The 14,398-nt window shown below is 65.3% G+C and carries 9 protein-coding genes; 7 read left to right on the forward strand and 2 right to left on the reverse strand.

Translation table 11 applies throughout. The annotated features are described in order from the left end of the window. Window positions 1–6: 6 nt before the first annotated feature. Window positions 7–1,290 (reverse strand): efflux RND transporter periplasmic adaptor subunit, encoded by a 1,284-nt coding sequence (locus AB4099_RS17770; protein WP_441479006.1) that lies wholly within the window; start codon window positions 1,288–1,290, stop codon window positions 7–9. Between the two features lie 414 nt (window positions 1,291–1,704). Next, window positions 1,705–3,921 (reverse strand): amylo-alpha-1,6-glucosidase, encoded by a 2,217-nt coding sequence (locus tag AB4099_RS17775; protein ID WP_441479007.1) that lies wholly within the window; start codon window positions 3,919–3,921, stop codon window positions 1,705–1,707. Between the two features lie 361 nt (window positions 3,922–4,282). Here AB4099_RS17775 and tkt point away from each other — a divergent pair, with 361 nt between their 5' ends. Genes tkt through pgl form a run of 7 tightly spaced genes read left to right on the forward strand, consistent with a single transcriptional unit; the run spans window position 4,283 to window position 14,390 of the window. Then, window positions 4,283–6,382 carry a transketolase gene (gene tkt, locus AB4099_RS17780; RefSeq protein WP_441479008.1) on the forward strand — a complete coding sequence of 700 codons (2,100 nt, stop codon included), beginning with the start codon at window positions 4,283–4,285 and terminating at the stop codon, window positions 6,380–6,382. Then, entirely contained in the window at window positions 6,379–9,207 is a 2,829-nt protein-coding gene (locus AB4099_RS17785) for a bifunctional transaldolase/phosoglucose isomerase (RefSeq protein WP_441479009.1), read from the forward strand. The genes tkt and AB4099_RS17785 overlap by 4 nt, the downstream gene beginning before the upstream one ends. A gap of 27 nt (window positions 9,208–9,234) precedes the next feature. Further along, window positions 9,235–10,257, forward strand: coding sequence for a phosphogluconate dehydrogenase (NAD(+)-dependent, decarboxylating) (gene gnd, locus AB4099_RS17790; protein ID WP_441479010.1), 1,023 nt, complete (start codon window positions 9,235–9,237; stop codon window positions 10,255–10,257). 5 nt (window positions 10,258–10,262) lie between these two features. Continuing rightward, a complete protein-coding gene (gene zwf, locus AB4099_RS17795; RefSeq protein WP_441479011.1) occupies window positions 10,263–11,876 on the forward strand; it encodes a glucose-6-phosphate dehydrogenase in 1,614 nt (537 codons plus the stop codon). Next, window positions 11,873–12,697: a Cof-type HAD-IIB family hydrolase gene (locus AB4099_RS17800; RefSeq protein WP_441479012.1), complete on the forward strand. Its 825-nt coding sequence runs from the start codon at window positions 11,873–11,875 to the stop codon at window positions 12,695–12,697. Before zwf ends, AB4099_RS17800 begins: the two co-directional genes overlap by 4 nt. A 23-nt stretch (window positions 12,698–12,720) precedes the next feature. Next, window positions 12,721–13,659, forward strand: coding sequence for a class I fructose-bisphosphate aldolase (locus tag AB4099_RS17805; protein WP_441479013.1), 939 nt, complete (start codon window positions 12,721–12,723; stop codon window positions 13,657–13,659). Then, window positions 13,659–14,390 (forward strand): 6-phosphogluconolactonase, encoded by a 732-nt coding sequence (pgl, locus tag AB4099_RS17810; RefSeq protein WP_441479014.1) that lies wholly within the window; start codon window positions 13,659–13,661, stop codon window positions 14,388–14,390. Before AB4099_RS17805 ends, pgl begins: the two co-directional genes overlap by 1 nt. The last annotated feature ends 8 nt before the right edge of the window (window positions 14,391–14,398 follow it).

Genomic DNA, 14,398 nt, shown 5'->3' on the forward strand with positions numbered 1-14,398 from the left:
GAACCCTCACTTCTGCGCCCGGGTGTTCGGCCCCGCATCGGGAGAGGGCGTGACCGACGAGATTTGTGTGCGACCCGCTCCAACCGGGGGCGCTTGATCCGGCCTGCGACCATCGCCGACGGCCCTGAGCAGAACGCCCGGCTGAACGCGATAGGCGCCGTCGGTCACCGTTCGTTCGCCGGGCTGAATCCCTTCGCTGACCACCGCATCGCCATTGCCGGTCTGAGCGACCTTGATTGGCCGCATCTGCGCTTTACCGTCGGCGTCGACGACATAAGCGAACAGCCCATCAGGACCATGCTGCACCGCGTTCTCGGAGACCAGCACAACGTCCTTCAATGTGCTGAGGCGCAGCCTGACGGTGACGGACTGGCCCGGCCACAACGCGTTGTCCTCATTCGCAAATGTCGCCTTGAGGCTGATCGTTCCCGTGGGCACGTTGACCTGGTTGTCGGTGTAGGAGAGCGTGCCCCGCGACAAGATGGTATGGCCGTCCTCCGCCATTGCCAGGACCGGAGCGGCCCCGGTACCGAGCGCCGTGAGAATGACCGGGATATCATCCTGCGGCGCCGGGAAAACCACGCTGATCGGCTGGACCTGCTCGATCGCGACGATGCCGGTGGCATCGCTCGGTTGGACGACATTGCCTTCATCGACGAGGCGGAAGCCCGCTCGCCCTCGCAACGGCGAAACGATGCGGCAGAATTGGAGATTCACATTCGCGGCCTCGACGGCGGCCTGGTCGCTCTCCACCGTCCCCTTGTCCTGGGCGACGAGTGCCACCTGCGTGTCCAGCGTCTGCTGCGGTATCGCCTTCTGCGCGGCCAATCCCTTGTAGCGGGTCAGATCGACCTCGGCGCCCTGCAGCAAGGCCCGGTCTCGCGCGAGTGCGCCCTTGGCCTGGTCGAGTGCTGCCTGGTAGGGGCGCGGGTCGATCTGGGCCAACAGATCGCCTGCATCCACCATATTGCCTTGGGTGAAGCCAATCTTGATGATCCTGCCGGCGACCTGCGCACGAACGATGACGGTGTTGAGCGCCTGCACCGTGCCAAGCGCATCGAGATACATCTCGAAATCGCCCTTCCGGGCCGCGGCGAGCGTGACCGGGACGCCTTCATCCTGTGCCGGCCGTTGCGCCGTTGCCTTGTCCGCGGAGCCGAGGAGCCCGGTCAGCCTGTCTGCCAGATGGCCGCGCTCGAGATACGCCCCGCCGAGGACAAGGACGACCAGAACGCACAGCGCGATCCTCCTGCGGCCCTTTGGCGTCGGCGGACGCTCGGTCTCGCGCATGGCACTACATCCTGACGCGATGGTCTCAGTCGACCACGGGCTGGAGATGCGGGAACTTCGACAATACTCGTACGTTCCGGCATTTCCGCGGCTCGCACGCGATTGTGAGCGTCGAGCACATTGCTGGCCCGCCGTCATGTTGGGCGCTTGAGCCGATGCCGTTGCCGTCGCTGTCGTCTTTCACGTCGCGTTCGCGGACGCCCCCGGCTCGATCTCCAACGCGCAACCGATCCTTCACTGCGCAGCCGCAGCCGCCGCAATGCGTGCAGGCGCCCCAACGAGATTTGCCTGCCGAGACAGCGCGACGGGCTCTCCGCCAACGCTCGGCCGACGGCTTCCGCGCCGGACACTCTTCCGTGCATACGCGGGCTAAGGTCGGCGCGGCGCTTTTGGCCGGGCAGCGTTTCCCATTCGCTATTCGCCACTCGCCAGGCGCAACTCGCCTCGCTCGGTCACCGCCGGGCCGGCTTCGGTGGCCCTGGCCTCGGTGATGAGGATGCTCTGCCACTCCACCGCTTCGCGATGGCCCTTGAGCACGTCGAACTTGGTGTCCTTTCCGTCGCGCCAGAAGCGGATATCGAAGCGTCGGCGGCCGAGCCGAAGATCGATCAACGTCACATCGGGCATCCAGTCGGGCAAGGCAGGATCGACATAGAGCTTGCCGCGCGGGGCATCCTGCTGCAGCCCGAGGATCGCTTGCAGCAGCACGAAGGGGGTGCCTGCCGCCCAGGCCTGCGGCACATTGGCGCCAAGATATTGCACCGGGAAACTGGTCGGGTCGCGCTGCAGGCCGCCATAGAGCTCGGGCAATTGGTTCAGAAGGAAATGGCTGGCCGCGCCGCTGATGTCGCGAGCGATCGCCGCGGCCTCGGCGGCGAAGCCGTAACGCCGCATGCCGAGCGCGATCAGCGAGTTGTCATGAGGCCAGACCGCGCCAGTCTGGTAGTTATAGGGGTTGAAAGCGGGATGGCTCGCCGACAGGGTGCGGATGCCCCAGCCGCTCCACATGTCCGGGCTCATCAGCCGTTTGACCACGGCTCCGGCGCGCTCAGGGGCGATGATGCCGGACCACAGGCATTGTCCGACATTGGAGGCGACCGACAGGACCTTTTTCTTCTCGCCATCCAGGGCATAGGCATAGAAACCGCTCGCCTCGTCCCAGAAGACCTCGTTGAACGCCTTGAACAGGACGGCTGCCTTCTTGCGCAGACGTTTGGCCTTCCTGGTGTTGCCAAGTTCGTCATAAATCTCGGCCATGCGCAGCCACGCGTCATAGACATAGCCCTGTAGCTCGCACAGCGCCTTGGGGCCGCGCACCAGCGTGCCGTCGGGATACATCACCGCGTCGCCGGAGTCCTTCCAACCCATGTTCTCGTAACCCGCGGTCGAGCGCGTCTGATATTCTTGGAACCCGTCGCCGTCGCGATCGCCAGAGTCATCGATCCAGGCGAGGGCGGCTTCGGCGTTCGGCAAATGCCGCTCGATCAGGGAGCGCTCTCCGGTCGCCCGCCAGGCCGCGTGCAGTGCCACGAGATAGAGCGGCGTGGCGTCCGCCGTGCCGTAATAGGGCGTGTGCGGGATCAGCTTGAAATGCGCCAGCTCGCCATAGCGCAGCTCGTGCAGGATCTTGCCCGGCTCGGCGTCGCGATAGTCGTCGCGCGCGGTCGCCTGGTACTCGCCCAGCACCTCCAACGCCCCCTTGGCGAATTCAGGGTAGACGATCATCGTCTGCAGCGAGACGATCAGCGTGTCGCGGCCGAACAGCGCCACGAACCAGGGCAATCCTGCGGCGGGCACGAAGACCATATGGTCCGTGCCCTCCAGCGGCAATCGCAACGCCGCCATGTCCTGCACACCCTGGCTGTAGCAGCGGTAGAATTCCTCATTGCTGGTTTCGATCTTCAAAACTGTGCGCTGCCATTCGGTCATCTTGCAGGCATGGTCCGATGTCGGGCTGGTATGGGCGCAGGCACGCGGCGCCAGTTTGCGCTTCCCGCCGTCCTCCAGGTCGTAGATGAGGCAGCGATGCCAGGCCTCGCCCGGTTTCAAGGCGATGTCGAAGCTCAGACGCCCATTGGCGGTCACCGTCGGCTCGCCGCCGCCATCGGCGGTGTGGATGATCACCGCGCGGCCGAAATCCTTGTTGCGATAGGTGATCCGCAGCACCTGGCGCTTGTCCGACCAGGTCGTGATGATGCGTCCGCGACGTACGATGTGGTCGCCCTTGACCTCGAAAATATCGGCGAAATCGGCGCGGATCGCCAGTTCGAGGTTGAAGCGCACGGGGATCTGGCCGTTGTTGGTGAGGTCCAGGTCCTCATGCAGCCCGCCCTCGATATGGCGGCCGATTGTCAGGCCAAGAGTGCGCGGCGCGATCGGCCCATCCTCGGTCAGGAAGGCGCGGTTGGTCAGGAAGATGCGCGCCGCGTGATGCGCTACCGCGCCACCGTTCAACAGGTCCCAGGGCTCGCCATTGGCATAGATCGCCCAGGCACTGATCAACCGTGTGTCGCGGAAAAACAGGCCGTGATTGCTTGGCCAACTGATCTGTCCATCAGGTTCCGTCAACAGCACCGTCTGGCCCTGGTGGATGGCGATCTGCTGCGGGCCGACCTGAACCTTGAATGTCATGCGAGGTCCTCGTTCCAATGCCGGCCCGACCTGGCGTTCCCGGCGTGCCCAAACGGTCTCGCAGGCGGCCTCGTCTGGCTGCGCGTCATGCTCAACGCCGGAAAAGGCTAAGAAGTTCGTTCCTCTCCGAATTTATGCGGGCGCCCGGCGGGTCGCCGGTCGCCCCCTCGTGAATTCGGCGAGGGAACCAATCGTGGAACCAATCGACAGCGAGGGCGTTTCAACGCCGGAGCTACTCATATGGCGTGGCACATCGCCTTTCGCGCCGGTGAGACGTTGTCCTTCCAGCCTGACACCACGTTCTCATGCTGGCCCATCCCGCATGAGCGCCGCCTGACGCACTCTGGTCGATGGAGGACGTATGGATCGGGATCATGGCGGACGGGATAACGCGCTCGGATCGCTCGACGAACTCTGCATCAATACGATCCGCACCCTGTCCATGGATGCCGTTCAGCAGGCCGATTCCGGCCATCCCGGCACGCCGATGGCTCTTGCGCCCGTGGTCTACACGCTTTGGCAGCGTTTCCTGCGGTTCGATCCGGAGGATCCGACCTGGCCTAACCGCGATCGTTTCGTGCTCTCCAACGGCCACGCCTCGATGCTGCTCTATTCCATCCTGCATCTGACGGGCGTCATGGCGGTCGACCCAGAGGGTGACCGGCTGCCGAAGCCCGCGGTCACGCTCGACGACATCAAACGCTTTCGCGAGATTGACAGCAAATGCCCGGGCCATCCCGAATATGGCGTGACCACGGGGGTCGAGACCACCACTGGCCCGCTGGGCCAGGGCTGTGCCAACAGCGTCGGCATGGCGGTCGCCGGGCGCTGGCTGGCCGAGCGCTTCAATCGGCCGGCGGCCACCCTGTTCGATTACGCCGTCTATACCCTGTGCGGCGACGGCGACATGATGGAGGGGGTGGCGAGCGAGGCCGCTTCGCTGGCCGGACATCTCAAGCTCGGCAATCTCTGCTGGATCTACGACAGCAACCACATCACGATCGAAGGCAACACGGCTCTCGCCTTCCGCGACGATGTCGCGGCGCGCTTCCTCAGCTATGGCTGGGACGTCACGCGCGTGAGCGATGCCAATGACATAGATCGCATCGCTCGCGCGATCGAGACCTTCCAGCGCACCGCGGATGTCCCCAGCCTGATCATCGTCGAGAGCCATATCGGCTATGGCGCGCCGCATAAGCAGGACACGAGCGCCGCCCATGGCGAGCCGCTCGGCGAGGACGAGATCCGCCTGGCCAAGCGCAGCTACGGCTGGCCTGAAGATGCCAAGTTTCTCGTGCCTGAAGGCGTGCGCGAACATTTTCGCCAATGCATGGGCCAGCGCGGGCGCCAGCTGCGGATGCGTTGGCAGACAGACAGGATCGCTTATCGCGCCGCCCATCCCGATCTCGCGGGCCAATTGGACAGCATGGGGAGGCGCGGGCTTCCCGATGGGTGGGCCACTGACTTGCCAACCTTCCCCACCGACCCCAAGGGGCTGGCGAGCCGTGAGTCATCGGCCAAGGTCTTGAATGCCATCGCGCCGCGCTTCCCCTGGCTGATCGGAGGCGCGGCTGATCTGGCTCCATCGACCAAGACGCGCCTGACCTTCGATGGGGCAGGGGACCTGGAAGCCGGCAGCCCGGGCGGGCGCAACATGCATTTCGGCATTCGCGAACATGCCATGGGCGCGATCCTGAACGGGCTCGTCTTGTGCGGGATCCGGGCCTACGGCTCGAGTTTTCTGATCTTTTCCGACTACATGAAGCCGCCGATCCGGTTGAGCGCCCTGATGAGCCTGCCGGTCATCTTCATCTTCACCCATGATTCCATCGGCCTTGGCCAGGACGGCCCAACCCATCAGCCAGTCGAGCAGCTTCTGTCGCTGCGCAGCGTTCCTGGCCTCATCACGCTCAGACCGGCCGATGCCAATGAAGTGGCCGAGGCTTGGCGCGTCATCATCGGCTTGAAACATCAGCCCGTCTGCCTGGTGTTGAGCCGACAGGCGCTCCCGACCATCGACCGCGCGCGCTATGCGCCTGCAGCCGGTGTCGCGAAAGGTGCCTATGTCCTCGCCGATTCTGCCGAGTCCAGGCCGGAGGTGATCTTGATCGGCACCGGCAGCGAGGTGTCGCTCTGCTTGGCCGCCCATGAGCAGTTGACGCGCGAGGGCATCGCCGCGCGCGTCGTCAGCATGCCCTCCTGGGAACTGTTCGAACAACAGGGGCAGACCTATCGCGATCAGGTTCTGCCGCCGGCAGTCACAGCCCGCGTCTCTGTCGAAGAAGGTTCGGTGATCGGCTGGGACCGCTACACCGGCAGCGCCGGCGCCAAGATCGGCATGCACACCTTTGGCTCGTCGGCGCCGATCCAGGATCTCATGACGAAATTCGGGTTCACGCCCGACGCGGTGGTCGCCTCGGCCAAACGTCAGTTGGCGCGCACCAAGGAGACGACCGCATGAACCCGTTGAAGCAGCTCGAATCCTGCGGCCAGGCGCCCTGGCTCGACTATCTCAAGCGCAGCCTGATCGAGACGGGCGAGTTGAACACCCTGATCGCGCGCGACGGGGTGAAGGGCGTCACTTCCAACCCGTCGATCTTCGAAATGGCCATCGGCGAGAGCGACGACTATGCCGGGGCCCTGCAGCAGTTTCAGGCCTTGGGCGACCACCCGGTTTCGGCGATCTACGAACATCTGGCGATCGCCGATATCAAGGCCGCCGCTGATCTTCTGCTCCCGGTCCATGTCCTGACCCAGGGGAGCGACGGCTATGTCAGCCTGGAATGCTCCCCGTATCTCGCCAACGACACCGAGGCGACGATCGCCGAGGCACTGCGGCTCTGGGCCGCGGTGGATCGGCCAAACCTCATGGTGAAGGTGCCGGCGACGCCGGCCGGGCTTCCGGCGATCCGCCGCCTGATCGGCCAGGGCTTGAACATCAACATCACCTTGCTGTTCTCGGTCGCTGTCTACGAGCAGGTGGTGGACGCCTATATTTCCGGGCTCGAGGATCTGGCGCGGATCGGCGGCGATGTCGCCAAGATCGGCAGCGTCGCGAGCTTCTTCATCAGCCGCATCGATATCGGCATCGACAAGCGGCTGGACAAGATCGCGGACGTCAAGGCAGCGGACGCATTGCGCGGCAAGGCAGCGATCGCCAATGCCAAGCTTGCGTACGTCCGCTGGAAGAACCTCTTTTCCGGACCGCGCTGGCAAGCCTTGGCGGCCGCCGGCGCCGAGCCGCAGCGGCTGCTCTGGGCTTCGACCAGCACCAAGAACCCAGCTTACCGGGACACGCTCTATGTCGAGGCGCTGATCGGCCGCGACACGGTCAACACGATGCCGCCCGCGACCATGAGCGCGTTCCGCGACCACGGCGAGGTGACGCCTGATGCGATCGAGCAGGATGTCGCCGGTGCCCGCGCGACGCTGGCGATGCTGGAAGGCCTCGGCGTCTCGATGGCCACGGTCACCGCCGAGCTGGTCACCGATGGTGTGCAGCAGTTCGCCGGCGCCTTCGACAAGCTGCTTGGTTCGGTGGCGCGCCGCCGCCGGGCCTTGATCGAAGGGGGCCGTACTGGCTTGGCGATCGAGCCGGGCTCGCCCGATATGACGGCTGCTTTCGATGCGGAAATGGAGACCTGGCGCCGGGATGGCCGCATCCGCCGGCTCTGGGCCGGCGACAAGGCGCTGTGGACCAGCCAGGACGAGGGCGACTGGCTCGGCTGGCTCGGGATCGTCGAACGGGAATTGGCCGATATCGGCCGGATGAGCAGCTTTGCCACAAGCGTGCAGCAGCGGGGCTTCACCGATGTCGTCCTGCTCGGGATGGGCGGGTCGAGTCTCGGGCCGGAGGTGCTGGCCGAGGCCTTCCCACCGCGGCCCGGCTGGCCGCGCTTCCATATGCTCGACAGCACCGATCCCGCCCAGATCAAGGCCGTTGACGCGGCGGTCGATCTCGCGAAGACCCTGTTCATCGTCTCCTCGAAATCCGGCGGCACGCTCGAGCCCACAATTTTCATGAACTATTTCCTCGCGCGGGTCGGCACCGTCAGGGACAAGGACACGGTTGGCGAGCAATTCGTCGCGGTCACCGATCCCGGCTCCGCCCTGGAGCGGCGGGCCAGGGAACTACACTTCGCTCATGTCTTCCACGGCGTGCCGTCGATCGGCGGCCGCTATTCCGTCTTGTCGAAATTCGGTCTGGTGCCGGCGGCCGCTATCGGTATCGACGTCAAGCGCCTGCTCGAGACGGTGTTGCCGATGGAGCGCTCCTGCGGCCCCGATGTGCCGCCGCTGGAAAACCCGGGCGTCCGGCTCGGCATCGCCATGGGGGTCGCCGCCAAGCAGTTCGGCCGCGACAAGGTGACGATCATCGCTTCGCCCGGTATCGCTGATCTCGGCGCCTGGCTGGAACAGCTTCTGGCCGAGAGTACGGGCAAGCAGGGTCGTGGCCTGATCCCGGTGGCCGACGAACCGCTCGGCGCTGTCGGGCGTTATGGCGGTGACAGGTTCTTCGCCTTTCTGGAGCTCGAAGGGGATGCCGACCCGGCACAGCGCCAATTGGCCACTGCTCTGGAACAGGCGGGCCATCCGGTCGCGCGCCTCGCCGTCAAGGATATCTGGCACATCGGCCAGGAGTTCTTCCGTTGGGAGATCGCCACTGCCGTCGCTGGCGCCATCATCGGCATCAACCCCTTCGACCAGCCGGATGTGGAGGCGAGCAAGACCCGGACGCGCGCCTTGACCGAGGCCTATGAGGCCTCGCGCAGCCTGCCGGTGGAAACGCCGGTGTTCCGCGAAAACGGCCTGGCGCTCTATGCCGATCCGCGCGACGCGGCCGAACTTGGCCGGCACAATACGCTGCCCGGCTATCTCAAAAGTCAGTTCGGCCGGGTCCGGGCAAACGACTATGTCGTGTTGCTCGCTTATATCCGGCGCGATCAGGCCACCTCCGACGTTTTGACCGCGATGCGCGGGCGCATTCGCGATCGCACCCAGGCCGCTACCTGCCTTGGCTTCGGGCCGCGTTTCCAGCACTCGACCGGCCAGGCCTACAAGGGTGGACCCAATTCCGGCGTGTTCCTGCAGGTCACCTGCAATGATCCCGCCGATATCGAGGTTCCAGGCCATACCTACAGCTTCGGCGTGGTGAAGGCAGCGCAGGCGCGCGGCGATCTCGAGGTGCTGGTGGAGCGCGGTCGACGCACGCTGCGGGTCCACATCGGGGATGTCGATGCCGGGCTGGCCGAGCTTGCACGGGCACTGGACGAGGCTCTCGCGTGAGCGGCATCTGGTTCAGGAGTTGGTCAAATGCAGATCGGTGTGATCGGGCTCGGCCGCATGGGCGGCAATATCGTCCGGCGTCTGATGAAGGCGGGCCACCATTGCGTGGTGTTCGACGCCAACGCCGCGCCGCGTGACGCGCTGGCCAAGGACGGGGCGACCGCGGCCGGTTCGCTCGAGGCGCTGGTCAAGGCGCTCGCCAAGCCGCGGGCTGTCTGGGTGATGCTGCCGGCCGGCGAGATTACCGAGGAGACAGTCGCAAGCCTCGGCTCTCTGATGGAAGCAGGCGACATCATCATCGATGGTGGCAATTCCTTCTACAAGGACGACATCCGTCGGGCCAGGACGCTGGCGGAGCGGCGGTTGCACTATGTTGATTGCGGCACATCGGGCGGCATCTGGGGCATCGAGCGCGGCTATTGCATGATGATCGGCGGCCCGAAGGACGCGGTCGGTTACCTCGACCCGATCTTCTCGGCCCTTGCACCCGGGTTCGGCGACATCCCGCGTACGGCTGGCCGTGACAATACGGATTCCAGGGCCGAGCGCGGCTATATCCATGCTGGACCGTCCGGTGCCGGCCATTTCGTCAAGATGATCCACAACGGCATCGAATACGGCCTGATGCAGGCTTATGCTGAGGGCTTCGACATCCTGCGCAACAAGAACTCGAAAGACCTGCCCGAGGACGAGCGCTTCACGCTCAACATGCCCGATATCGCCGAGGTCTGGCGCCGCGGCAGCGTGGTGGCGTCCTGGCTGCTCGATCTCAGCGCGGCGGCGCTCGCCAAGGATCCGCAGCTCGAGCAGTTCTCCGGCTATGTTCAGGATTCCGGCGAGGGCCGTTGGACGGTCGAGGCGGCCATCGAGGAAGCGGTTCCAGCCGATGTGCTGTCCACCGCGCTCTATGCCCGGTTCCGTTCGCGCCAGGTCCATAGCTTCGGTGAGAAGATGCTTTCGGCCATGCGCTTCGGCTTCGGTGGCCATGTCGAAGGGCAGGAAGCCATCGATCCTGCGCCAAAGTCTGCGACCGGCCCCGCCACGGAGTAGACGCCATGTCCGAGCACGATCCGGCCGAGAGAGCCCATGGCGCGCAGGTGATCACCTGTCCTCCACGGCGCCAGGCCAAGCCGGCCGATCCCTGCGCCATGGTTATCTTCGGCGCGAGCGGGGATCTGACGCGGCGGTTGGTGGTGCCGGCGCTCTACAATCTCGCCCGGACCAAGATCCTGCCAGAGAATTTCGCGCTGATCGGCGTCGCCCGCGCGGAGAGCACCACTGAAAGCTGGCGCCAGGGTCTCTATGATGGGCTGAAGAGCTTCGTTGGGAATGCCGCGACCGAATTCGATGTCGACAGCATCGACGAGGCGGCCTGGAATCAGCTGGCGGCGGGGATGTCCTATGTCCAGGGCGATGTCACTACGCCGGAGGTCTATGAGACGCTACGCGACGCGCTGGCGGAGGCCGAGAAGGCCCATGGCACGCGCGGCAATGTCATTTTCTATCTGGCGCTGGCCGACCGGTTCTTCGGACCTGTGGTCGATGAACTCGGCAAGGCCCGGATCACCGCCGAGCCCGAGGACCAGAAGGGCCAACGCCATTTCTGGCGCCGGGTCGTGATCGAGAAGCCGTTCGGCCATGACCTGCCCTCGGCGCGCGCGCTGGACGTTCGCATCCTGCACCGGCTGCGCGAGGATCAGATCTTCCGCATCGACCATTTCCTGGGCAAGGACCCTGTTCAGAGCATCATGGCGTTCCGCTTCGCCAATGGGCTGTTCGAACCGGTCTGGAACCGCGACCGGATCGATCACGTCCAGATCACAGTGGCCGAGACGGTGGGCGTGGAGCAGCGGGGCAAGTTCTACGAGGCCACCGGTGCGCTGCGTGACATGGTGCCGAACCACGTCTTCACCCTTCTGTCGATGGTGGCCATGGAGCCGCCGGTCGGCTTCGATGCCGCCTCGATCCGTTCGAAGAAGGCCGAGCTCTTCGCCGCCATGCCGGCGGTCGTGCCGAAATACGCCGTCCGCGGCCAATATGGCGGGGGCACGGTGCTCGGCAAGCCGGCAAATGCCTATCGCCATGAGCCTGACGTGGCCGCTGATTCCGACGTCGAGACCTTTGTCGCCATGCGGCTGGAGATCGACAATTGGCGTTGGGCCGGCGTGCCGTTCTTCGTCCGGACCGGGAAGCACATGTCGGCGCGCAAGACCGAGATCGCCATCTGCTTCAAGCATGCGCCCTATGCGGCGTTCCAGGCGACACCGGTCGACAGCCTCCAGCCGAACTGGTTGGTTCTCAACATCTCGCCCGACGAAGGCATTTCCCTGCAATGCGAGGTCAAGCGTCCCGGGCCGCAGGTCGATCTCGCCACCGTGCGCATGGATTTCCGCTATGACGACTGGTTCCCCAAGGAGCCGAATGTCGGCTACGAAACGCTGCTCCATGACGTCATGACCGGTGACGCAACGCTGTTTATGCGCGCCGACATGGTGGAGCAGGCCTGGCGCATCGTGCAGCCGGTGCTCGACGACTGGGCCGCAGGTCAATCCGAGATGCAAGTCTACGCTTCCGGCAGCGATGGTCCGCAAGCGGCTGACAACCTGATCGCGCGCGACGGCGCCCGGGCCTGGCGTCCGGTCGACGGACCCACGGGGCCAAAACGGTGAGCCGGCCCCGCGACATCAAGCTTCTGCTGGCCGATGTGGACGGCACGCTGGTCACGCCGGACAAGATGCTGACCGAAGCGACGAAGGAGGCGGTGCGCGATCTTGGCCGCGCCGGCATCCAATTTGCGGTCACCAGCGGCCGGCCGCCGCGCGGCATGAGCATGCTGATCGAGCCGCTGGCGCTGGTCGGGGCACTCGCGGGGTTCAATGGCGGCGTGTTCGTCCATCCCGACCTTTCGGTCATCGAGAGCCACCGGCTCGATCCGACGACCGCGATCAAAACCCTGAAACTGCTGCAAGATCAGGGGCTGGATGCCTGGGTTTATACCGAGCAGGCCTGGCTGGTGCGCGACAAGGCGGCGGCCCATGTAGCGCGCGAGGCCTGGACCGTGAAATTCGACCCAGAAATGGTACTGTCCTTCACAGCGGCCCATCTGGCCCATGTGGTGAAGATCACGGGCGTATCCGACGATCTCGAGCGAGTCGTTGCCTGCGAGAAACTGGCGCAGACCCTTCTGGGCACCACCGCGAGTGCAGCCCGTTCGCAGCCCTATTATCTCGACGTCACCCATCCCCAAGCCAACAAAGGCACGGTGGTGACCACGCTCGCCAAGCTCCAGGGGCTTAGACCAGAGCAGATTGCGACGATCGGCGACATGCCGAACGACGTCCTGATGTTCGCCAAGAGCGGCTTCTCCGTCGCCATGGGCAATGCCAGTGCCGCGGTAAAGGCGAAAGCCAGCGCGGTGACCGAGAGCAATGAGAACGAGGGATTCGCCAAAGCTGTACGGACACTGGTCCTGCGGCAGGCCACGGCCTGACCGACGCGATAGGAGAGATAACGATGACACCGGCGGTGAAGGAGATCCTGAGCTGGTATGGCGCGGACAGCCCAGGCACATTGACCAACCTGGCGCGGCTCCTCAACCACGGCCGATTGGGTGGCACGGGCAAGCTCGTGATCCTGCCGGTGGACCAGGGCTTCGAGCACGGGCCGGCGCGCTCCTTCGCGGCCAACCCACCGGCTTACGATCCGCGTTACCATTTCGAGCTGGCGATCGCGGCGGGCTGCAATGCCTATGCGGCGCCTCTCGGCTTCCTGGAGGGCGGTGCGCGCGATTTCGCCGGCGATATCCCGCTGATCCTCAAGATCAACGACAACGACTCGCTGCGCGACGACAAGGATCCGAACCAGGCCCTGACGGGCGGCGTGCGCGACGCCCTCAGGCTCGGCTGCTGCGCCGTCGGTTTTACCATCTATCCGGGCTCGATCCATGAACTGGCGCTCTACGAACAGTTGCGTCTCTGCGCCGCCGAGGCCAAGCGCCACGGACTGGCGGTTGTGGTCTGGTCGTATCCGCGGGGCGCGGCTCTGAGCAAGGACGGCGAGACCGCGGTCGACGTCATCGGCTATGCCGCCCAGATCGCTGCCCAGCTCGGCGCCCATATCATCAAGGTGAAACTGCCGTCGCGCCATGTCGAGCAGGAGGCTGCCCGCAAGGTCTATGACGACAAGCAGATTCCGATCGCAACCCAGGCTGAACGGGTCCGTCACGTGGTCGACTGCGCTTTCGCCGGCCGCCGCATCGTCATCTTCTCCGGTGGGGCCGCAGTCTTCGACAATGACAAGCTGCTCGACGAGATTCGCGCCATCCATGCGGGCGGCGGCTTCGGCTCGATCATCGGCCGCAACTCGTTCCAGCGTAGCAAGGCAGAGGCGCTGACCATGCTCGGCGCGGTCATGGACATCTATGCCGCGGCACCGGCGGGCAAGGTGTCGTAATGACCCGTCCATCCCCGGCCCAATGCGAGATCCTGGCCGATCCGGAAGCGCTCGCGCGCCGGGCGGCAGAGTGGCTGCTCGCGGCCGCGCGGGCCAAGGACGGCGTCTTCGCCGTCGCGCTGTCCGGCGGATCGACACCGCGCCGGCTCTATGAGCTCCTGGCCGAGCGGCCCTCTCGCGAGGCCTTCCCCTGGTCGCGCAGTCACTGGTTCTGGGGCGACGAGCGTTTCGTCCCGCCCGATGATCCCCAGAGCAATTTCCACATGGCGCGCGAGGCGATGCTCGCCCATGCGCCGGTGCCGGCGGCCAATGTCCATGCCGTGCCGACCGACGGTCTTGGCCCGACGGAGGCGGCTGCGGCCTATGAGCGCGCGCTCAAATCCTTCTACGGCGCCGAGCAGCTCGATCCGTCCCGACCACTCTTCGATGTCACCCTGCTTGGGCTTGGGCCGGATGGTCACACTGCTTCGCTATTTCCGGGTACGAATGTGCTCACCGAGCGACGGCTCTGGGTTGCCGCGGTGCTCGGCGCCAAGACGGAGGCGCGCATCACGCTGACCTATCCGGCTCTCGACAGCAGCCGGCAGGTGGCTTTCCTGGTCGCCGGTGAGGAGAAGCACGCGATCCTCAAGCGTTTCCTCGGCGGCGATGCGGCCCTGCCGGCCACCCATGTTCAGCCACTTGGCAGCCTGCATGTCTTCGCCGACGTGGCGGCCGGTGCCGATTCCTAGGGGCAGCG

It is taken from the genome of Allobosea sp. 2KB_26, assembly GCF_052115715.1.
GTDB lineage: Bacteria > Pseudomonadota > Alphaproteobacteria > Rhizobiales > Beijerinckiaceae > Allobosea.

Bases quoted from the DNA above. Each gene is read 5' to 3' on its own strand.
- AB4099_RS17770 (WP_441479006.1), bottom strand. From the start codon at position 1,290: ATGCGCGAGACCGAGCGTCCGCCGACGCCAAAGGGCCGCAGGAGGATC.
- AB4099_RS17775 (WP_441479007.1), bottom strand. From the start codon at position 3,921: ATGACATTCAAGGTTCAGGTCGGCCCGCAGCAGATCGCCATCCACCAG.
- tkt (WP_441479008.1), top strand. From the start codon at position 4,283: ATGGATCGGGATCATGGCGGACGGGATAACGCGCTCGGATCGCTCGAC.
- AB4099_RS17785 (WP_441479009.1), top strand. From the start codon at position 6,379: ATGAACCCGTTGAAGCAGCTCGAATCCTGCGGCCAGGCGCCCTGGCTC.
- gnd (WP_441479010.1), top strand. From the start codon at position 9,235: ATGCAGATCGGTGTGATCGGGCTCGGCCGCATGGGCGGCAATATCGTC.
- zwf (WP_441479011.1), top strand. From the start codon at position 10,263: ATGTCCGAGCACGATCCGGCCGAGAGAGCCCATGGCGCGCAGGTGATC.
- AB4099_RS17805 (WP_441479013.1), top strand. From the start codon at position 12,721: ATGACACCGGCGGTGAAGGAGATCCTGAGCTGGTATGGCGCGGACAGC.
- pgl (WP_441479014.1), top strand. From the start codon at position 13,659: ATGACCCGTCCATCCCCGGCCCAATGCGAGATCCTGGCCGATCCGGAA.